The sequence below is a fragment of the Nocardia xishanensis NBRC 101358 genome (assembly GCF_001613365.1).
In the GTDB taxonomy this organism is placed as follows: domain Bacteria; phylum Actinomycetota; class Actinomycetes; order Mycobacteriales; family Mycobacteriaceae; genus Nocardia; species Nocardia xishanensis.
This window is the reverse complement of record NZ_BDCF01000039.1, coordinates 54,633-74,997: the sequence shown is the minus strand read 5'-3', so window position 1 is coordinate 74,997 and position 20,365 is coordinate 54,633. Positions and strand designations below refer to the sequence as shown.

At 68.5% G+C, this 20,365-nt stretch carries 19 protein-coding genes and 1 pseudogene; 10 read left to right on the top strand and 10 right to left on the bottom strand.

Annotated features, from left to right (window positions below):
• Positions 1 to 520, top strand: a pseudogene (locus NX1_RS37020) (hypothetical protein); the annotation flags it as partial.
• 6 nt (positions 521 to 526) lie between these two features.
• On the opposite strand, the gene NX1_RS25615 reads toward NX1_RS37020, so the two are convergent.
• The 3 genes from NX1_RS25615 to NX1_RS25605 form a co-directional block, all read right to left on the bottom strand.
• Positions 527 to 1,567: a fused (3R)-hydroxyacyl-ACP dehydratase subunits HadA/HadB gene (locus tag NX1_RS25615; RefSeq protein WP_068064220.1), complete on the bottom strand. Its 1,041-nt coding sequence runs from the start codon at positions 1,565 to 1,567 to the stop codon at positions 527 to 529.
• A 56-nt stretch (positions 1,568 to 1,623) separates the two neighbouring features.
• The gene (locus tag NX1_RS25610) at positions 1,624 to 3,036 is read right to left on the bottom strand and encodes a lipase family protein (RefSeq protein ID WP_068064219.1); all 1,413 of its coding nucleotides are present in this window, start codon (positions 3,034 to 3,036) and stop codon (positions 1,624 to 1,626) included.
• Between the two features lie 262 nt (positions 3,037 to 3,298).
• Positions 3,299 to 4,504 carry a lipase family protein gene (locus NX1_RS25605; protein ID WP_068064217.1) on the bottom strand — a complete coding sequence of 402 codons (1,206 nt, stop codon included), beginning with the start codon at positions 4,502 to 4,504 and terminating at the stop codon, positions 3,299 to 3,301.
• A 277-nt stretch (positions 4,505 to 4,781) separates the two neighbouring features.
• Between NX1_RS25605 and NX1_RS25600 the strand changes: the two genes are divergently transcribed.
• Complete coding sequence (locus NX1_RS25600; protein WP_068064215.1) at positions 4,782 to 5,024, top strand: hypothetical protein; 243 nt, start codon at positions 4,782 to 4,784, stop codon at positions 5,022 to 5,024.
• Between the two features lie 21 nt (positions 5,025 to 5,045).
• Here the strand turns inward: NX1_RS25600 and NX1_RS25595 are convergent, their stop codons facing one another.
• Positions 5,046 to 6,170, bottom strand: coding sequence for an alpha/beta hydrolase family protein (locus NX1_RS25595; protein ID WP_068064213.1), 1,125 nt, complete (start codon positions 6,168 to 6,170; stop codon positions 5,046 to 5,048).
• 284 nt (positions 6,171 to 6,454) lie between these two features.
• Here NX1_RS25595 and NX1_RS25590 point away from each other — a divergent pair, with 284 nt between their 5' ends.
• From NX1_RS25590 to NX1_RS25580, 3 genes are all read left to right on the top strand, one after another.
• Positions 6,455 to 7,009 carry a DUF2599 domain-containing protein gene (locus tag NX1_RS25590; protein WP_068064211.1) on the top strand — a complete coding sequence of 185 codons (555 nt, stop codon included), beginning with the start codon at positions 6,455 to 6,457 and terminating at the stop codon, positions 7,007 to 7,009.
• A 32-nt stretch (positions 7,010 to 7,041) separates the two neighbouring features.
• Entirely contained in the window at positions 7,042 to 7,701 is a 660-nt protein-coding gene (locus NX1_RS25585; protein ID WP_068064209.1) for an NAD(P)H-binding protein, read from the top strand.
• A 653-nt stretch (positions 7,702 to 8,354) separates the two neighbouring features.
• A complete protein-coding gene (locus NX1_RS25580) occupies positions 8,355 to 8,582 on the top strand; it encodes a hypothetical protein (protein WP_068064208.1) in 228 nt (75 codons plus the stop codon).
• A 360-nt stretch (positions 8,583 to 8,942) separates the two neighbouring features.
• On the opposite strand, the gene NX1_RS36535 is transcribed toward NX1_RS25580, so the two are convergent.
• The 3 genes from NX1_RS36535 to NX1_RS25570 form a co-directional block, all read right to left on the bottom strand.
• Positions 8,943 to 9,110: a hypothetical protein gene (locus NX1_RS36535; RefSeq protein ID WP_157120046.1), complete on the bottom strand. Its 168-nt coding sequence runs from the start codon at positions 9,108 to 9,110 to the stop codon at positions 8,943 to 8,945.
• Positions 9,111 to 9,373: 263 nt separating this feature from the next.
• A complete protein-coding gene (locus NX1_RS25575) occupies positions 9,374 to 10,282 on the bottom strand; it encodes a Sco1979 family transcriptional regulator (RefSeq protein ID WP_068064206.1) in 909 nt (302 codons plus the stop codon).
• An 89-nt stretch (positions 10,283 to 10,371) separates the two neighbouring features.
• A complete protein-coding gene (locus NX1_RS25570; RefSeq protein WP_373864915.1) occupies positions 10,372 to 10,632 on the bottom strand; it encodes a DUF397 domain-containing protein in 261 nt (86 codons plus the stop codon).
• Positions 10,633 to 10,961: 329 nt separating this feature from the next.
• On the opposite strand from NX1_RS25570, the gene NX1_RS25565 reads away from it, so the two are divergent.
• Positions 10,962 to 11,759 carry an SAM-dependent methyltransferase gene (locus NX1_RS25565; protein ID WP_068064204.1) on the top strand — a complete coding sequence of 266 codons (798 nt, stop codon included), beginning with the start codon at positions 10,962 to 10,964 and terminating at the stop codon, positions 11,757 to 11,759.
• Positions 11,760 to 12,096: 337 nt separating this feature from the next.
• Complete coding sequence (locus tag NX1_RS36530) at positions 12,097 to 12,333, top strand: hypothetical protein (RefSeq protein ID WP_068064202.1); 237 nt, start codon at positions 12,097 to 12,099, stop codon at positions 12,331 to 12,333.
• Between the two features lie 42 nt (positions 12,334 to 12,375).
• Here NX1_RS36530 and NX1_RS25555 read toward each other — a convergent pair whose 3' ends face one another.
• Complete coding sequence (locus NX1_RS25555; protein ID WP_068064200.1) at positions 12,376 to 13,017, bottom strand: TetR/AcrR family transcriptional regulator; 642 nt, start codon at positions 13,015 to 13,017, stop codon at positions 12,376 to 12,378.
• Positions 13,018 to 13,176: 159 nt separating this feature from the next.
• On the opposite strand from NX1_RS25555, the gene NX1_RS25550 reads away from it, so the two are divergent.
• A complete protein-coding gene (locus NX1_RS25550) occupies positions 13,177 to 14,535 on the top strand; it encodes an FAD-dependent oxidoreductase (RefSeq protein ID WP_068064198.1) in 1,359 nt (452 codons plus the stop codon).
• A 13-nt stretch (positions 14,536 to 14,548) separates the two neighbouring features.
• Positions 14,549 to 16,333 (top strand): FAD-dependent oxidoreductase, encoded by a 1,785-nt coding sequence (locus NX1_RS25545; RefSeq protein ID WP_068064196.1) that lies wholly within the window; start codon positions 14,549 to 14,551, stop codon positions 16,331 to 16,333.
• A gap of 6 nt (positions 16,334 to 16,339) precedes the next feature.
• Here NX1_RS25545 and NX1_RS25540 read toward each other — a convergent pair whose 3' ends face one another.
• On the bottom strand, positions 16,340 to 17,569 hold the full coding sequence (locus tag NX1_RS25540) for an MCE family protein (protein WP_245668679.1): 1,230 nt from the start codon (positions 17,567 to 17,569) through the stop codon (positions 16,340 to 16,342).
• A gap of 134 nt (positions 17,570 to 17,703) precedes the next feature.
• Here NX1_RS25540 and cyp51 point away from each other — a divergent pair, with 134 nt between their 5' ends.
• Positions 17,704 to 19,065 carry a lanosterol 14-alpha demethylase gene (gene cyp51 / locus NX1_RS25535; RefSeq protein WP_068064194.1) on the top strand — a complete coding sequence of 454 codons (1,362 nt, stop codon included), beginning with the start codon at positions 17,704 to 17,706 and terminating at the stop codon, positions 19,063 to 19,065.
• 70 nt (positions 19,066 to 19,135) lie between these two features.
• Here the strand turns inward: cyp51 and NX1_RS25530 are convergent, their stop codons facing one another.
• Positions 19,136 to 20,362 (bottom strand): cytochrome P450, encoded by a 1,227-nt coding sequence (locus tag NX1_RS25530; RefSeq protein ID WP_068064192.1) that lies wholly within the window; start codon positions 20,360 to 20,362, stop codon positions 19,136 to 19,138.
• Between the last annotated feature and the right edge of the window lie 3 nt (positions 20,363 to 20,365).

The following is a 20,365-nucleotide window of genomic DNA, read 5'->3' as shown; positions in this document are numbered from 1 at the left end:
GCTCGCCGCGTCCGGCATCGCGGTCGCGCACGTCACCGACGAGGGGGTGTGGGCGCGCACGCCGGACCAGAAGACCTCTCAGGCCCAGGCCCCTGCCACGCCGGACCCTGGCGAACTCACCGCACCCATCGTCATCGAGTCCACCATCCCGGCGCCGGCGACCGGCGTACCGCAGAATTCCGTGCGGCCGACGCCGCATGCGGCCGCGCGGCCCCTCGACCCTGGCGATCCGGCCGATCCGTTCGATCCGAACGACCCGCGTCCGAGGTCGCAGACGCCCACGGTCGAACCGACGCAGTACGACGGACCGGCGATACGGGACGCAGAACCCGCCTCACCGGGCACCGAGCAGGCCGCCACACCGGCGGTTCCGACGACGACGGCGGTCGGCGCGCCGAACGACGAAGGCCTGTTCCCCGGCGAATCACCGCGTCCCCCAGAGGGTTCCGACCCCGCGGCCATCTCGGCGTGGTGGGAGAACCACCTGCGCCTGAATCAGCTCTGGATGCAAGGAGGGTGATCGGGTTCAGGCGAGGCGGACCCGGGCGCTCGCCCTGCCGAACAGCTTGCGGTCACCGCAGGTGGCGGTGACTTGCACGGTCGCGGCGCGCTCGCGCGGATCCAATTCCTTGACGCGCCCGCGGAATTCGATCGTGCTGTTACGGTCCGCGGGCACCGGGGCGAAATCGGCGAAGCGCACGCTGTACTCGATCACCGCACCGGGATCACCGAGCCACCGCGTCAGATATCCCGCGCCGAAACCCATGGTCAGCAGACCGTGCGAGACGACGTCGGGCAGCCCGACCGCCCTGGCCACCCCATCGCTGAAATGGATGGGGTTGGTGTCGCCGGAGACGCCCGCGTACTTGACCAGGTCGCCACGCGAGAGCGCCACCCGATGCTCGGGCAGTCGATCACCGACGCGCAGGTCCTCGAAGCGAATCCGGCCGGACCGGTCGCTGGTGCCGGCCACCTCCGTCGGGCGTTGGGCGCACTCGGCCATCCGCGCCGCGCCGTGACGGCCGGCATCGCCCCGTCCGGCGGGCGTCTGCATGACACCTGCCACCGCGTCGGCGAGTTCGCCCGCCATCTCGATGCCGGTCTGCGCGATGACGGTGCTGCGCGCCGTCTGCAGCGGCCGCCCCGCGCCGTCACTGAGGAGGTTGCGGATGACCAGTATGTCCATCGCGCCGAACTGCCGAAACGACTCGAACGAGCACTCGCAGACCAGATCGTCGCCCGCGACGATCGGCCGGTGCACTCGCACCTGCTGTTCGGTGTGCAGCACCTGGCTGATGTCGTAGCAGCTGAGCTCGGTTTCGAACATGATTCGCTGCATGTGCAGCCAGACGATTGCCGGGAAGGTCAGCGGCGCGACGAGACCGTCGTAGCCGAAGTCCGCGGCGGTGTCCTCGCTCCAGTGCGCGGGGTGATAGTCCTGCACGGCCTGGGCGAATTCTCTGATTTTCTCGCGGCCGACCTCGTAGTGGTCGGCGAGCCGGAAATGCCGTCCGACCAGCGCCGCGGCTTGCTGGGCGGCGGAAGGGGTGTCGAGGTGCAGCGTCATATCAGTTCATCGCGCGGCTGCGGTCCAGCGCAACGTCTGCGTACGAAACCGACAGGTCAGCATTCGTTCCGGGCGGGAGTTCCGCGCAGAAGCTCGTCCAGCCACAGCATTGCCTCGGGATAGCCGGTTACCGCGCCGATGAGATGTTCGCCGAACACGCCGCGGTAGACCGCGGACGCGCCGAGCTCGCACTGCTCGCGATAGAGGTTGCGCGCGCCCTCGGCTGGTATCCAGAACTCCTGGTCGCCGTTGAAGATGTAGAGCGGCACCGCCGAGCGCATGTCTTCCATCCGCGTCACCCGGTAGATCTCGGCGGCGAAGTCGGACTCCAGCGGATCGGCGAAGTTCGCGGCGATGTCGATGGGCAGCATCAGCACGCCCGCCGCCCCGAAGACGCTGCCGCACAGGTCTTTCGCCGGTGAGGTCGTGATCCATTGCGCCAGGTGGTTCATCCGGCCGAGTATCTCCGGGCGCTCCCTGCCGATGGCGAACACCGCGGCCATGAAGACCGCGGAGGCGAGATTGCCGTTCATGCTGCGCGCCAGGATCTCGTAGTCGGCGGGCACCCCGCCCAGCGCGGCGCCGACGACGACCTCGGACAGTTCCGGCGCGTAATCCGCGAGGAGTTTGACCGCGCCGTGCGTGGCGATGGCGCCGCCGGAGTAGCCGAACATGCCGAACCCGCTGGCGCCGAACTCCTCCGGCAGCAGATTGCGCACGGCGCGGATGGCGTCCAGCACCGCGTGCCCGGCGACATACGGCTCGGCGTAGGCCATCCAGGGGCCCTCGTGATCGGGGATCAGCACCGCGTAGCCGCGCAGCAGCGCCAATTGCGTTGTGGGCGGGATGAAATCGGTGACGCTGGTGTTGTCGGTCCACCCGTTGGCCAGGCTGTATCCGGGTGTGCAGTCGCGGCCGAGCGCGTCGATGGGCAGGTTGTTCACCACCACCGGGCGATCGCCGGGGCCGGTCCACACACCGGTGGGCACCACGAGCGTCGCGGTGGCGAAGGACGGCCTGCCGTGTGCGTCGGTGGTGCGGTATTTCATCAGCAGCGCTCGGCGGAACGGCACGAGCACCAGCAGCCCCGCCGTGGCGGTGACATCCCTGACCTCGATGATCTGGCCCTCGGCGTAGTCGGCCAGTCCGGGCGGCCACGCGTCGAAGATCGGATCGCCGACCGGCGCGGGCAGCACCGCCTCGCGCAGCGCGGCCAGCGTCGGCGAGAGGCCCGCGGTCTCCAGCACCGCGCCGTCCTGGCGCGGTGCGAGGACGATCGCGGGCGGCGGAATCACCCGATCGATCAGCTCCTGCAAGCCTGCCCGCAGCGATCCCGAAACATCCGGCAGCGCGGGCAGATTCGGCGGCGGGGGCGGAGCGGGAACGGCAGGCGGCTGGGCCGCGGCGTGGCCCATCGTCACCGAACCTGCCAGCAGCACAGTCAGGAAAAGGGCACGCAAGCATCTCATGGCACACGCCTCTGGGTGCGAAGTCGGGTTCGCCTGGCGCCCGGGAGATGCGGCCTTCCACCCCGAAATGCCCCCTGTCGCGCCGGGGCCAGGGACTCAGGCTAACCGGGCGCGCCGAGGCGGATGCACGACCGTGCTCGAGTTGTGCATGTCATGACACCGAATCGCAACAACCGTGCCGAATGCGGTCCGCCGCGAGGCGGATTCGGCTCTGTTGCCGTGGTGTGCGGCGGAACCTCCGCGGCCCCAGCGCACTCCGTGCTCAGCAGTTGGTCGGCGCCTGCTCGCCGCGGAAGCGGGCATCGAGCCAGCTCAGTGCGGCGGGGACGCCGAGAACGGCCGCGGTCAGATGATCGGGCACCGGGATCTGCTCGGCCTGCACCCGCACGCCCGCCGAGCACCACCGGCGATCGGTGTTGACGATCGCGTCGACCGGCACCAAACCGTCGATGGGGGAATGCCATTCGAACACCGGCGTGCGGGGCACGCCCCCGTAGAGCTCGAGGCTGTTCTCCTCCACCACCGCTCGCGCGTCGCGGTCATCGATCATCGAGGTCGTCTTGGCGAAGTCCATCGCGCCGCGCCCGGCGCCCGTCGCGATGATGTCGTTGGTGCAGCTGTTGGCAATGGCGTCACGCGCGGCCAGCCCGCGATCGTTGAGCTGCTCGCTCAGCGGGAAGCGCTCCGGATACTCGCGCTCGAGGCCGAGTCCGGCGGCCAGGGCGAGACCGAACACCGGGTGCGAACCGAGACCGAGGCCCTCCATCATCTTGACCAGGTTCATCGGCACCCCGCCCATCGCGGCGCCCGCGAGCTGGAGTTCTGGTGCGTACTCCGGCGCGAGCGCGGCCGCCCACGCGGTGGCCATCCCCCCGCCGGAATAGCCGACCATCGCCGTGGGGCTCTGCGCCACCTGCAACTCGGACACCCGCTTGACCGCGCGGATGCCGTCGAGGGTGATCTGACCGCCGAGTTTCGCAGCGCCGTAGGCGAATTGCGGACCGAGATGATCGGGCAGCGCCACGCTCCAGCCGCGCTGCAACAGCACGTTCCAGCCGGGCGCCTCGCGCACGATCAGGTTCGGATCGCCGGTGTAGAGCACCCGCGACACCGAGCACTCGGCGCCGAGTCCGTTGATGATGTGCTGGAAGGACAGCAGCGGGCCGTCCTTGTGGTGTGCCTTCGGCGTGAGCACCGTCGTGGTGGCCGCGATCGGCTTGCCCTGCGAGCTGGTCGAACGGAACCGCACCAGCGTGACGGTGGTGTCCGGGAAGATCAGCAGCGGCGGCATCTGCCGCACCGCGAGCACCTCACCGGGCTTTTTGTCGGCGAGGTCAGGTGGCGCGGCGTAGAACGGATCCGGATCGGGCGCCGGATAGAGCGGTTCGCTATGGCCCACCCCCGCCCCCGCGACGACCATCATCGCTCCGAGCGCCGCGGCACCGAGCGCACGTAGGGCCTTCCTCATGGACTTGCGCCTCCCCAGTGGGTCCAACGTTGGGGATCATCCTCATCAACGCTCGGCGGGAATGGCAGATGCGGAGCGCAACGTGTTGCCTATTCACAGTTTCGATCGCGACACGCTGTGACCGCCGCGCACAGATACTCGTGAGAATCCCCACCGAGCCACCGCGACACCTGTGACTTGTCCAGCCAGTGGGATGGAACATGTTCTTCCGTATGGTCCTGGACCTACCGTCGAGTAACCGGCGTATGGCCGCGCCGGACCGGAAGGAGACGGTGGCATGGACGGCACGCAACACATCGCGGAGCGGTGGCGAGGTGTCGCGGACGCGCCGACCCGGCGCGTGACCGTCTACTTCGACGGGCCAACGCCCGCGGACGAGATCGTGCTCGAGTACGCCGCGACCAGTACCGAGGCGTGGGAGTTCACCAGCGCCGCGCTGCACGCCGGTCTCACCGTCACCGTGGACGGCAAGGTCAGGCCCGAGCTGCGCAGGTTGCCGTGCCGGTCGCTGTGGCGCTGAGCGCGAGGTAGCGCGCCGGCCTCACGGGCTGTCCAGCACGCGATGGAGGAAGGCCATCGTGTCCGGCAGCGAGTCACGGGCGGTAGCGAGGTGGTCGCCGGGGTAGACCACGACCTCGAGATCGGCGCCCGCGAGCGTCAGCTCGGCGACCAGGCCCGCGCTCAGGGGTGCGGGCACGTCACGATCGGTCAGCCCTTGGCCGATGAACAGCGGCACCGTGTGGCCTTCGGTCGGTACGCGCAGCATCGAGCGCGCCGCGGCAGGCAGCGCCGGATCCGCCAGCGGCTTGGCCAGCATTTCGCCGATCGAGATGTCGCGCACCATGGCGTCGGCCTCGGTGACGCACTCGCGCTCGACAAGGGCGAGCACGTCCCGGCCTACCGGGGTCAGATAGCTGTCCACGTCGACTTCGGGGGCGGTCTCGCGCAACCCCACGAGGATCGAGGCGAAATACGCGGTCGTCATCCGGAGCGGAAGCCGCGGCACCCAGGGGCCGAGCAGCGGCGCGATGTTCTCCAGATGCGACGGCGGCCCGGTGGCGACCGCGCCGCGCAGCCGCAGCTCGGGCGCGTCCTCCGGTGCGATGCGCGCGGTGAACAGGGCGGTCTGCCCGCCTTGGGACTGCCCGAGCACGGCCCACCGGTCGCTCAGCTCGGGCACGACGGTCCGCGCGGCGCGCACACCGTCGATCATGCTGCGCGCCTGCGACGGTCCATCCAGGTACGGGTGCGTGCCGGGCGTGCCGAGCCCGACATAGTCGGAGAGCACCACGGCGTAGCCGGCGCGCAGCAACTCCGGATAGACGGTGTCGAGATAGAGGCGGCGCGGCTGCACCGTGAACGCGCAGTGGTCGGCGATCCCCACCGTGCCGTGCGCGTAGGCCACGATCGGCCATCCTCCTGGCGGCGGCGGACCGGGTGGCAGGTAGATCGCGCCGCTGCTCTGCATCGGTCCCCGCGGACCGCGCGACCAGTAGACCAGCCGCAGCGCGGCGCCCGCGTCCGCCACGGCGACGACCTGCGGCAACGAGGACACCTCGGTGACCGAACCGGGCGGTCCGGCCGGGTCCGCCGCACCGATGCCGACGGGCGCAAGCACCGAGACCACAACCCCGAGCACGCCCCCCATGATCAGTGCACGCTTCATCGACCGATGATTGCCGCATCGATGCCGGAAGGGCAAGACGCCACATTCGGTGTCCCGCTCGGGACGAGGTACCCCCGGCCGGAGCGGGCCATCGACGGACGTCGTCCGCTCGCGCACGACTACGCTCGACCGAGATGCCCGCGCCACGCCGGACAGCACAGCGGTCGCGGTGGACACCGCAGCGACCGCGCAGGACAGCACGGCAGCGACGCCATAAGAGCACAGCGGCCACGAACAGCACAGCGGCCGCGCCGGACAGCACAGCGCCTCGGGAGGGAACGACAGTGAGACAGCGGACGCGGACAGCACACGACCGGCGGCCGCGCGCGGTGCACGGGGCGGCGGTCGCGCTGCTGTTGTCGGTCGCGGTCGCCGGATGCGGCGGCGAGGACTCGTCCGCTACCACGACCTCCGCGGTCGCCTCGCCGACGTCTTCCGCGCGCGCCACCGCGACGCCGACGACCGCACCGATCGCGACCACTTCGCCCGCCACCCCCATCGCGGCGCAGCCGACGGTCGACCCCTACGAGGGAATTCCGCTGGTCGATCACGTGGAGTGGACCGAGAACGTGGACGGCGCTCGCCTGCTCGTCTTTCCGTCGGAGGCGGGTCGCCGCACCACCTATCCCGGCTCGGACGAGCGGGCCTGGCAGGAGGTTCTCGCCCAGTCCCCCGACGCCGACGCTCCCGGTATGCGCGACCAGTTCGTCTGCCATTGGGACTGGGCGCGCCTGGTCCAGCCGAACAAGCCGAGCTGGAATCTCGAACCGTGGCGGCCCGCGGTCGGCTACCCGGCCACCGTGCAAGCGTCGTGCAACCCGGGCGGACCCGAACGCTGACGGATCGCCACCCGCTTCAGGAAAGGACACCCATGCGCATCGTGATCGCCGGTGGGCACGGCAAGATCGCCCTGCTACTCGCCGAATCGCTCGCCGCGGCGGGCCACTCCGTCGACAGCCTGATCCGCAACCCCGACCACGCCGCGGATGTCGCCGCCACCGGCGCCCGTCCTGTCGTGCTGGATCTGGAACGGACCGACCTGTCCGCACTCGCCGCCGCGCTGACCGGGGCGGATGCCGTCGTCTTCGCGGCGGGCGCTGGGCAGGGCAGCGGCGCGGCCCGCAAATACACCGTCGACAAGGGTGGCTCGGTGCTGCTCGCCGAGGCCGCGGAGCAGGCGGGCGTCCGTCGTTTCGTGCAGATCTCCACCATGGGCGCAGGTCTGCCGCCCGCGCCCGGCGCCGACGAGGTGTGGGCCGCCTACATCGATGCCAAAACCCAAGCCGAGGACGATCTTCGGGCCCGCGATCTGGACTGGACGATCCTGCGTCCGGGTCGGCTGCTCGACACCGAGGGCACCGGGCGGGTCACCCTGAGCGCGGACCGGGTCGGTCGCGACAGTATTGCCCGCGCCGATGTCGCGGCCGTCCTCGCCGCCGTGCTGTCCGCTCCGAACACCGTGCGCACTACGCTCGACCTCGTCGCGGGGGATACGCCGACGGCCGACGCAGTCGCCGGTATCAGTAGCTAATTGATTGCTGAATATCGTGTGACGCATCGGATTCGGCCGGAGGAACCTCAAAGACGGTTCCGTCGGCCGACTTATCCGGCCGCTGCGGGCCCGCGATTCCGCGCCGAATCCGAAACGATTTCCCGACGCCGCCGATTCACCATTCGAGGCCCCGCGGCACGCGGGCGCGAGAGGACCGCCCACTCGACGGAGCGGCCGCTTACCAGCGCGCCTGCGCCGACGCGCGCGCACAGGCGGGGCAGCGCCGCGCGCACCGCCGCAGCGAACGCCTTCCGACCTGGCCAAGCGCGGACATCGACGCACGAGGGAGGATACCGTGAGAGGGCGAACCCCGGCGCCGCCACGGCGATCCCGAGAACCGCCCGGTCGGAATGTCGGGCGGTTCCGGTCACAAGTGTGAAAAACCTTTTGCGCGAATACAATCGATCGTGCAGATGTACTTGCATATGAAAGGCACACGGACCTAAACTCAGTTCCGCAAAGCTATATAGGGGACAACCAGGGGAGGCCGTGTGGGCGAACCGATGGCAAAAGTCGCCGGAGGTTTGCTGCCGCCTACAGTCAGGGGCGTTCGAATGGACCAACCACTTACCGGCGGCCGGATCGGGTTCGCCGACGCCGCACTGGCCGACCAGCCAGCGAACGGTAGAGCTATGAGCACATCGTCGGCCCGGAGCGGCCACAGAAATACCGCGTACTCACGAGAAACGGCAGTCGCGTTCGTCATCGATGCCGTCGAGTCCACCGGCGCGGCCACCAGGAACGATTTCGACATCGATCGGATCGTGTCCACGGCGCACGCCATGGCGGACGACTGGGATCTCGAGGCGTTGCAGCCGGCGACGTTCTGGCGCATCGCGTCCACCTTCATCAGGCAGTAGCCGGTTCATCACCCCGCGCGCGCCAGCCGAACATGCTGCGCGCCAAGGGATCTCGCCTGTCATGGCACGGACGGACATTCCCCTCCGTCCGCCGAGCCGGTGCACGCGGCGACCTCGCCGTTCTCTCGTATCGCGTGGGCCGACGATGAAACGCAGGGCTACGGCGAGATCCGCACGCGGACAATACCTTTCGGCCCGCGTCAGTGGCGGCACGAATCAGAAACACGACCGCTCGTAATCTTCGGTGGGGAAGGGTATCATCCGGCGCACCCGGGTGGTGGTCGACGGCACCGCATCCACCTCCAGCGCACCCGCACTGGATCCAGCGGCGCTCGGTCAACTCGGCACTGCTCGCCGTCTTCAGCCGCACGAGCCGATCTTCAGCGACACCACGCAGTCATCAGAGGGCGTCCGGCAAATCTTCTTCAGCGGATGCTCGGTCATATCGGCGGCGCCCCGCCGCACGGCCGCACCGGCTGATCTTCGACGACAACGCAGCTCGAGCACCGTCTGATAGATCGTCTTCAACCGACGCTCCGCGTCGTCTGCACCGCGCCGAACCCAGCCACACAGTTGATCTTCAGCGACACCACGCGATCTTCGGCGGCACGTGGTAGATATTTCTCAGGCGGCAGTAGACCATTCGACGACACCTCGCAGTCCTCGACCAGATGGGGCGACCTTCAGCGACACCACGCAGTCGTCAGCGGCGCTCGGTAAGTCTTCTTCGGCGGCCACTCGGCAATCTTCTGCCGCGCCGCACAGCTTCCCCAGTCGCGCAGGGCGAATCCTCAGTGCTGCCCGGTGGTCGTCACTAGCCCCTCCGCGTACGACGCCAGCATTTCGACCGACTTCTGCGGCGGCAATGCCTGCACGCTCAAGCGGTCCATCACGGAGAGGTACAGGGCCAGATCCTGCCTGCGGTCCAGGTACAGGGCGCTGGTCAGGTGCTCCAGGTACACGATGTCGGGCAGTTCGGGCTGGGCGAAGCGCAGGATGCTGAAAGAGCTGCCCGCGGCCGCGTGCTCGCCCGCCGAATACGGCAGGACCTGAAGGGTCACGTTCGGCAGGCCGGCCAGCGCGATGAGGTGTTCCATCTGCTCGCGGTGCACCTGCGGCCCGCCCACCGGCCGGTGCAGTGCGGCCTCGTCGATCACCGCCCAGACGATCGGCGGATCCGTCCGATGCAGGATCTCCTGCCTGCGCTGGCGCACGGCGACGCGCCGTTCGGTGTCGGCGTTGTCGTTGCCGAGAGACAAGACCGCCCTGGCGTATTCGGGTGTCTGTAGCAGGCCGGGCACCAGATGCGCCTCATAGGTGCGAATCTTGTTGGCCGCCTGCTCCAATCCCAGATAGGTGCCGAACCACGAGGGCAGCAGGTCGCTGTAACGATGCCACCAGCCGGGCTCGTTCGCCTGTCTGGCCAACGCGAGGAACCGCTCGCGTTCGACGGGATCGGTGACGCCGTATAGCGTTAGAAGATCACGGATGTCCCGTTCTTTGAAGCCGGTGCGGCCCAACTCGAGACGACTGATCTTGGCGTGCGAACCACGAATCGCGTCGCCCGCGGCCTCTCGGGTGATGTTGCAACTCTCGCGTAGCTTGCGCAACTGCCCACCCAGGGCGATCCGGAGCACGGTCGGACCCTGCTCCGGGACAACCGATTGCACGAGGCCGTCGTCGTTGGGTTCTGCGATCATGGAGTTCGTCTCCGATACTCGGGGTTGCCCACCAGTGTGTCACACGCTTGTAGTTTCGAGACACACCGCACCGACCGCAATGTTACCTTTCAGCTAGTCAAATCGTCGAATTCCCCGGCCTTTGCTCCGCGCACGAACGCGTCGATCTCCGGACGCGTGTAGAAGAGGACCGCGCCCTCGGGGTCGCGCGAGTTACGCACTGCCACCAGGCCATTGGACACCTCCGCCACCTCGACGCAGTTGCCGCCGCTTGGGCCGCTGAACGAACTCTTACGCCATGCGCCAGTGATCTTGTGTGTGGTTGTACCCGACATTTCCCACTCCTCGGTTACTGCCAGTGTGAGGGACATATCCGCTGGGTGCTTGCAGATGCACTCTCAAACGTTCTTGCATTTGCACCCACGCTCGGACGATAGCACGAAGTTCACCATGCGGCGCAGAATAATTCGGACCTACCGGTCGGCTTTGAGGCCGGTGGTTCGTAACTTCCGGAAAGACCGTGATCAGCTGGCGCATCCGGTCCGCTCGGCCCACCCGAATCTTGTACTGTCACAGAGCACATCGGATGTCCCGTCCATTCGCGACAACCTCGGAGTCAGACGCGCGCGGCGCGCCCCGAACATCGGTCAAGGGCAGCGGACATCCGGCCAGCACGCACGTTACCGAGGAGTCCAACGCGATGCCCGAAGACCAGAGCCCACTCATCCGCACCGACATCCCCCATTCCGCGCGAATCTGGAACTACTGGATGGGCGGCAAGGACTATTACGAAATCGACAGGGTGGCCGGCGATGCGGGCATCGAGGTCGACCCCGACATCACCACGATGGCCGTGCAGTCGCGCCAGTTCCTGATCCGCGCGGTCCGCTACCTGGCCGGCGAGATCGGCATCCGCCAGTTCCTCGACATCGGCACCGGCCTGCCGACCATGCAGAACACCCACGAGGTGGCGCAGAGCGTGGCCCCCGACGCGAAAATCGTTTACGTGGACAATGATCCGCTGGTCCTGACGCACGCGAGGGCGCTGCTCACCAGCACCACGCCGGAAGGCGTCACCACCTACGTCGACCGCGACTTCCACGACACCGAGCAGATCATCGCCGACGCGCGGAACGTGCTCAATTTCAACCAGCCGATCGCCGTCATGTTCATGGGCGTGCTCGGCCACGCGAAGACCTACGACGAATTGCTGCGCATCGTCCGCACGGTGCTCGACGCCGTGCCGTCGGGCAGCTACCTGGTGATGTGGGACGGCACCGACGACAGCAAGGAATATGTGACCCTCTGCGAGAACTACACCGGCACCGGCGGCGTGCCGTACGTGCCGCGCCCGCAGGCCCAGATTCGCGCCGTCTTCGATGGATTGGAGTTGGTCGAACCCGGCTTCACCTCTATCACCCAGTGGCGCGCCCAGAATGCCGAGGTGGGCGAGATCCGGCCGATTTCCGCGTACGGAGCCGTCGCGCGCAAACCCTGACGCGAGCACCGGGAACAACGGCGAGCCGGCGAATGGCAGGCGCGCCGAAATATCCTGACGTGTCATAGATAAGCACGCCCGGTCGGCGAAATTACTGACGCGTCAGGAAAAATTACGGAGCGCGGCGCAAAGTTCCTGTGCCACAACGGCGGCCGTTGACCCCCGTCGACGGCCGCCCTTTTCCATATTTTCTGGTCGTTCGTGCAAATGTACTTGCATCTGTAAGGTACGCGGCCCTAAACTCGGGCCAAGAGAAGTCGGGGAGGCACGCAGGGAGTTCACGCCGGCGTCGCCAGACAATTCGCCTCCCCATTGCCAGACGCGAGGGGCGGTCGACATGAGTCAGCCATTTCGAACTCCCCACCGGGACACGCTCTTCGGGGGCGCCGGTGTCGAGACGCTGCGACCACCCGCCGTGGGCGACGTGTCCGCCGCCGATTGCGGCGCCGAACCCGGTGGGCTCACCTATCGCCGCGCCCGGGAGATCCTGCACGTCCACGAGGTGCACGGCCCGCAGTGCAGGCAGTGGCTCGCGGCGGCGGCGTACTTGTCCGCGGGCCTGGACGACGAATAAGCGTCGCACGGATCTCGTTGCGGTGCAGTAACTACGCTTTGCTCACGCGTCCGGCGCGTCACCGTAGACGACGAGCCAGATCGCGCGCCCCAACGATTCCGCCAGCGCGTCGTCGGTGAGGACCGAACTCGCCGCGAAGGCGGCCGTGATCGATCGCTCGACCATCGCGGTCAGCACCACCGCCGTCGCGATCGGGTCGACGGACGAATTGATCCGGCCGGCGGCGCGATCCGTCTCGAGCCGAGTGCGCACCACGTCCACGAAAGACGCGACCCGGCCGCGCCAGTACCGCCCCACGTCGCGGTCATAGGCGGCGAGTTCGCTCAACGCAAGCAGCAGATAGCGATGTTCCCGGAATCCCGCGATCATGCTGCCGATCGCGCGAACCACCCCGGTCATGTCGTCGTGATCGGCGCGCCACCACGTCTCCGCCGCGTCGAACAGGTCCGCGGTCGCCACCTCCGCCATGCGGATCAGCAGCTGACTCTTGTCCGGGAAGTAGCGGTAGAAGGTCGATCTCGCGGAACCCGAGGCCGCGGCGATCTTCTGCACCGCGATCTCGGTGTAGGGCGTCCCGTCGGCGAGTAGTTCTTCCACGGCGCCCAGGACACGCCGCTCGAATTCCACGCGCCGGTCGTCGACCTGCTTGCGCGCGTTCTTCGGTCCTCTCGTCAGCGAAGGCATCCGCCGCCCGCACGTCGCGCGACGGCAAGACGCCACGATCGTCCGCTGCATCGATCCATGAGTTCCATTCTGCCGTGCGGGCGTTGACATGGAGGCGCGCCGAGCCGCACCATCGATCGGACACCATGTCCGAGACGCAGTGACCGAGGCGGTTCGACGATGAGCGGCACTTCTGCCCACCCGGTCGAGGAAACCGACGTCGTCGTGGTCGGCGCGCGCTGCGCCGGGTCGGCGGCGGCCGCCGCGTTCGCGCGGGCCGGTGTGCGGGTCGTGTTGCTGGAGGCAACTCGGTTCCCCTCCGACACGCTCTCCACGCACCTGCTGTGGCCCGGCGGGGTCGCGGAGCTGCGGCGTCTCGGTGCGCTCGGTCGCGTCGAGGAGCTGGGCGCGCCGCCGCTGCGGACGGCGTTCGCCGCGGGCGCCGGTCATGCCATCCGCTCCTCGTTCGCGCCGGTCGACGGCGTCGACTACGCGCTGTGCGTGCGCCGCCCCGGCCTGGACGCCGCGCTCGCGGCCACCGCGGCCGACGCGGGCGCGCGGCTACGCGAGGGCGCGCGCGTCGGCGAATTGCTCTGGCAGGGAACACGATGCGCGGGCGTGCGGTACACCGACTCGTCCGGTACGCACGACCTGCGCGCCGCTCTCGTCGTCGGGGCCGACGGACGACGCAGCACAGTGGCCCGGCTGATCGGCGCGTCCCGTCCTCGCCTCTCCGTGCCGAGCGGACGGGACTGCTACTTCGCGTATTGGCGTGATACAGCGGCCGATTGGCGCGACGTGGCGGCGCAATGGCGCGACGGCCCAGATCTCGGCACCGCGTTCCCCTGCGACGACGGGCTACTGCTGGCCCTTGTGCAACCGCCCGCGAGCCAGGACCATCCAGGACGCGGCGGAGCCGAACAGCGTTATCGCGAAGCGATCGAACGAATTCCGGGGCTGGCGGCGCGGCTCGCGGGGTGCGAGCGCGTCGGTCGCGTCCGCTCGGCGACCGGACTCGGTTCCTATTTCCGGCGATCCAGCGGACCGGGGTGGGCGTTGCCGGGCGACGCGGGACATTTCAAGGACCCCATTACGGCGCAGGGCATTCGGGACGCACTGCACTACGGCAGGCGGCTCGGCGAACTCGCCGCCCCGGTGCTGCACGAGCCGCGGCGCCTGGACGCGGCGCTGCACGCCTGGGAGGTCCAGCGCCTCACCGAATGTCTCGGCATCTACCAGTGGACGAACCGGTTGGCCCGAGCGACGGCCATGAGCCGCTTGGAGATTCAGCTCTATCGCCGGGCCACCGGCGACCCAGAGCTGGCGCGGGCGGTCACCGATATCTTCTCCCGAACCAAGGATCCGAAGGACGTCTTCACTCCCGGCCTCGCCGCCGCGCTCGCCATCGGCGCTCTGCGCGCGGCCTGGCCCTGGGTCGGTCCGGTATTGACCGAACTCCTCCACGAAGCCCGCGACACCGCCGCCGACCGGTGGCAGTCGCGCACGCATCAGGCCATCACGCCCGCCACAGCCGCCTGACCAGGAGTTCGACATGCGTGATCAGCGACCGTTTTCCGGTATCTCGCCGACCCGTCGCGATGTCCTACGCGCGGCCATCGCGGCGGGCGTCGGCCTGGCAGCGAGCGCTCCGATGGCCCGCGCAGTGCCCCCGGCGCGGCGAACGCCCGCGCCAGGACGAACCGTCGCGATCTTCGGCGGCGGCGTCGCCGGGCTCTCCGCCGCCCACGAGCTCGCCGAACGCGGATACCAGGTCACCGTCTACGAGCCCGCGTTCCTGGGCGGCAAGGCCAGGAGCATGGGGGTGTACGGCACCGGCACGGAAGGTCGGCTCGACCTGCCCGGCGAGCACGGCTTTCGATTCTTCCCCGGCTGCTATCAGAACCTTCCCGACACCATGCGGCGCATTCCGTACCCCGGCAATCCCGACGGCGTCGCGGGCAACCTGGTGCGGGTCGAGGGCACCGTCGCCGGATTCCGCGGGCGCGCGCCGATTTTCGCGCCCGTCGAGTTCGGCGCGATCGATCAGCTGACACCGCAACGCCTGCAGAACACCCTGATCAGCGCGTTCGGTTTCGTTCCCGAGCTGCCGCCGCACGAACTGGCGTTCTTCGCCAAGCAGATGACGGTGTGGTTCACCTCTTGCGAGCAGCGGCGTTTCGGGCAATGGGAGTACGTTACCTGGGAGCAGATCCTGCGCGCCGAGGGCAAGTCCCCCGCCTACCGCGACTACCTGGTCAGTGCGCTCACCCGGATCACCGTCGCCGCCAAACCGCACCTCAGCTCGGCGCGCACGATCGGCACCATCGGCGAGGCGCTGGTGCTGGCCGCCACCGGAGCGATTCCGCAATACGCCGCGGGCATCGACCGCATCCTCAATCGCCCGACCAACGAGGCGTGGATCGACCCCTGGGTCGGCTATCTGCGTTCGCTCGGTGTTCGTTTCGTCATGAACCGGGGCGCGAGCGCGCTGGAATTGCGCGGTGGACGCGTCGCCTCGGCGATCGTGCGCGGTGCGAACGGCGGGGCCGATACCGTCACGGCGGACTGGTACGTCTGCGCCATGCCGGTCGAGCGAACGCTGCCTCTGCTCAGCGACGAGATCCTCGACGCGGACCCGCGATTGGCCGGCATGCACGATCTGCAGACCGATTGGATGGTGGGCATTCAGTACTACCTGACCCGGCCGACCGAGCTGCCGGAGGGCCATATCGCCGCGCTCGGTTCGCCGTGGGCGCTCACCGCGTTGCGCCAAGCGCCCATGTGGGTGGGCGATTTCGCGGCCCGTTACGGGGACGGCTCGGTATGCGAATGTCTTTCGGTGGACATCTCCGACTGGGACTCCCCCGGTTTGCTGTACGGCAGGCCGGCCAAGGCGTGCTCCCGCGAGGAGATCGCGGCGGAAGTGTGGGCGCAGTTGAAGGAATGGCTCAACACCGCGACGGGCTGGCTGCGCGACGAGGATATTCACTCCTGGCATCTCGATCCCGGAATCAGCTGGCGCGGCGGCGAAATCGAGAACGCGACACCGCTGCTGGTCAACACCGTCGGCTCCTACGACCACCGGCCGTCGGCGCACTGCGCCGTCCCCAATCTGTTCTTCGGCGGCGACCACGTGCGCAGCCACATCGACCTCGCGACCATGGAGGGCGCGAACGAGTCCGGCCGCGCCGCGGCCAATGCGATCATGGACGCCGCCGGGGACCCCGGTCCGCGCACACCGATCTATCCGCTGGTCTCGCTGCCCGTCTTCGATCCGGCCAAGCGCCTCGACGCCGATCGCTACCGCGCGGGACTGCCGCACCTGCTCGACGTATGACCGTCCTCACCGGTGTCCGACGCCGGGCAGTCCGCCGAAGAAGATCTCGAACACCGCCGGCGGATTCGCGTGCAGCCGGGCGCTGGTCGGCGGGACGAACGGCGCCCCTTCGTTCGTGTCGGTGACGACGTAGTCCGCATGCGAACCCGGCATACGCTGTTCGATTCCGGAGCAGTCCGGACCGCCGGTCGCGTTGACCTTCGGCAGATCCTCCGGATACTCGTACGGCTCCGAAGCCAACATGAAGTTGCTGTTGAACACCGCCCCCGGCTTCATCCCGCCGAATATCGTGTTCGCCAGCGGCATGACGGAGGTGATGCCCATGATCACGCAGCGCAGCACCGGGCGGTAGTCGTGCAACAGCTCGGTCCCTGGCCGCAGCAGCCGGGCCGCCGTCGCCAGCTGCCGCTCGTTCTCGGTGAGGACCGCCCGGGTGGTCTCGGCCAGACCCAGCACGTTGAGCAGCATTTCGTCCAGGTCCTCCGCCCGGTCGGCGACTGTCACGCCGGTCGCGGTCGCGTTGTCGACCGTTCGCAGCAGCTCCCCCGCGGTGTCGGCGTAGAGACCGGCGACCCCGGCCGTGGCGGCCATGTCGCGCCCGAGCTGGGGCAGGCTCGGATTCAGTTCTCGCAGTACGGCATCGGTGCGCGCCAGTAGATCGCCGAACGTGTCGCCGCGCCCCTGCAACGCCGCGCTCAGCGCGGCGAGGGTCGCGTTCACCCGTGCTGGTTCGACCGCCGCCAGCAGCATCGAGAGTCGCTGGAACAGTGTGTTGAATTCGACCGTCACCGACTCCCCGCGAATCAGCGCCCCCGGCGCGAGCGGGCGCGGCGACGGGGCGGCGGGTGGCACGAAGTTCACGTACTTCGCCCCGAAAATCGTCGTCGAGCGGATGTCGACCAGGGTGTTCTCCGGGACCATGCGCAGCAGGTCCGGGTCGAGCGCCAACCTGAGCCGCACCCGGCCGTCGTGCGGTTCGACGCTTGCGACGCGCCCGATCTCGACGCCGCGCACGCGCACCGCGGCGTCGGGATCGAGCACCAGTCCGGTGCGCGGCGCGTCCACCACGACCGTGGCGGTCGGCTGGAAGCGACCCGTGTACAGCGCCATGGCGAGCACTAGCACCCCCACGATCGTCGAAACCAGCGCCATCCCGGCGATTTTGAGCCGCAGCGTCACCCACGCGGCCCACAGGTTCGGGAAGCGCCCCCGGAAGGACTGTTGCCGTACGTCCAACTCTTCACCCCTTCGCGAGGGCCCTGCGCGCGATCGCGCGATCGCGTATCCCTTGCTCGCGTCCGGCCGACAGTAGTACTGTCCAGACACGTGTCCAGCATATGTCTGGACAGGTATCTGTGGAAGGATTTCCGATGATTCTGGCGAAACCACAGCGCGTCTCCGGCGGCGAGCACGAGCACGGACATCTCGAGGAGTTCCGCTCCGACCCGATCGCGCTGATGCGCCGGGTGCGCGCCGAGTGCGGCGACATCGGCGCCTTCGAACTGGCGGGCAAACAGGTCATCCTGCTCTCCGGGGCGGAAGCCAACGAGTTCTTCTTCCGGGCCGCCGACGAGGATCTCGACCAGGGCGCGGCCTATCCGTTCATGAAGCCGATCTTCGGCGAGGGCGTCGTCTTCGACGCCAGTCCGGAACGCCGCAAGGAGATGCTGCACAACCAGGCGCTGCGGGCCGAGCACATGCGCGGCCACGCCGCCACGATCGCCGCCGAGGTGGAGCGGATGCTGGCGCGCTGGGGTGACGAGGGCGAGATCGACCTGCTCGACTTCTTCGCCGAGCTGACCATCTACACCTCCTCGGCCTGCCTCATCGGCGTGAAGTTCCGCAACGAACTGGACGGCAGGTTCGCGCACCTGTACCACGAGCTCGAACGCGGCACCGACGCGCTGGCCTACGTGGACCCCTACGCACCGATCGAAAGCTTCCGTCGCAGGGACGAGGCCCGCGCCGCGCTCGTCGACTTGGTGCAGGGAATCATGGATCAGCGGGCCGCCCGCGCTCCCGCCGAGCGTGGCGACCGCGACATGCTCGACGTGCTCGTCTCGGTGCCGGACGAGGACGGCGCGCCGCGCTTCAGCGCCAGCGAGATCACCGGCATCTTCATCTCGATGATGTTCGCCGGACACCACACCACCTCGGGCACCGCGGCCTGGACCGTGATCGAACTGCTGCGCCACCCTGAGCTGCTGGACAGCGTCGTCACCGAGCTGGACGAACTGTACGCCGACGGCTCGCCGGTGAGTTTCGGTGCGTTGCGCCAGATCCCGCGCCTGGAGGCGGTGTTGAAGGAAACGCTGCGGCTGCATCCGCCACTGATCATCCTGATGCGTGTCGCCAGGGGCGATTTCGAGGTCTGCGGTCACCGCATCACCGAGGGCGACCACGTCGCCGCCACACCGGCCATCTCGAACCGGCTGCCCGAGGACTTTCCGAACCCCGACGCCTTCGATCCGGGCCGTTATATCGACCCGAACCAGGAGGACATCGTCAATCGCTGGACCTGGATCCCGTTCGGGGCGGGGCGGCACCGCTGCGTCGGCGCCGCGTTCGCGCTCATGCAGCTCAAGGCGATCTTCTCGATCTTGTTGCGAGACTGGGAATTCGAGATGGCCCAGCCCTCGGAGAGCTACCGCAACGACCACTCGAAGATGGTGGTGCAGCTGGAGCAGCCATGCCGGGTGCGCTACCGCAGGCGGGGCGGGCTGGGCGACTGAGCGCAGGGACTCCGGCGGACATGCGCGGACGGCCGCGGCGCCACACCGCGGCCGTCCGAGCGTCACCGGCTCACTCGTAGCGGACCTGCCAGCTCTTGACCCCGTTGATCCAGCCCGACCGTAACCGCACCGGATCCGAGACCTGGCGCAGTGCGGGCATCGCGTCGGCGATCGCGTTGAACATCAGGTCGATCTCCAGCCGGGCCAGGTTCGCGCCGACGCAGTAGTGTGCGCCCGTCCCGCCGAAGCCGACGTGCGGATTGGGATCGCGCAGGATGTCGAAGACGAACGGGTCGGCGAAGCCGTCCTCGTCGAAATTGGCCGAGCTGTAGAACAATCCGAGCCGCTGGCCGGCCCGGATGCGCTGACCGCCCAGCTCGACGTCCTCGGTCGCCGTGCGCTGGAACGCGGTGACCGGAGTGGCCCACCGGACGATCTCGTCGGGTGCGGTGCGGGGGCGGCGCTCGCGGTAGATCTCCCACTGCTCGGGATGATCCACGAAGGCCTTCATGCCGTGCGTGATCGCGTTGCGGGTCGTCTCGTTGCCCGCGACCGCGAGCAGGATGACGAAGAAGCCGAACTCGTCGGAGGCCAGCGCCTCGCCGTCGACGTCGGCGTGCACCAGTTCGGAGACGATGTCGTGCGCCGGGCAACCGCGCCGCTGCTCGGCCATGTTCCACGCGTAGCCGAGGATTTCGGCCGAGGCCACCGTCGGGTCGCCGTACTCGGGATCGTCGTAGTTGAGCATCTGGTTCGACCAGTCGAAGAGCTTGCGCCGGTCCTCCTGCGGCACGCCGAGCAGTTCGGCGATCGCCTGCAGGGGTAGCTCGCAGGCCACCTGCTGCACGAAATCGCCACCGCCCGTGCGCTTCGCGGCGTGCACGATGCGCTCGGCCCGTTCGGTCAGGGCCGCGCGCAGGCTTTCGACCGCGCGCGGGGTGAATCCTTTGGAGACGATCCGGCGGATCTTGGAATGCTTGGGTGCGTCCATGTTCACCAGCAGCGCGCCGGTCAGTTCCATCTGCTCCGGGGTGATGTCGCCCGGCAGGCGAATGATCGCGCCCTTGCGCTGCGAGGAGTACGCCTCCGGATGGCGCGAGATCTCCCTGACGTCCTCGAGTTTGCTCACCACCCAATAGCCCCCGTCGCGGAAGCCGCCCGAGGCATCGTCGGATTGCGCGTTCCACCACACCGGCGCGGTGCGGCGCAACAGTGCGAATTCCTCGACGGGACTGCGGTTCTGCCACAGCGCGGGATCGGTGAAGTCGAAACCCGCCGGCATCGACGGTGCGGTCATGTC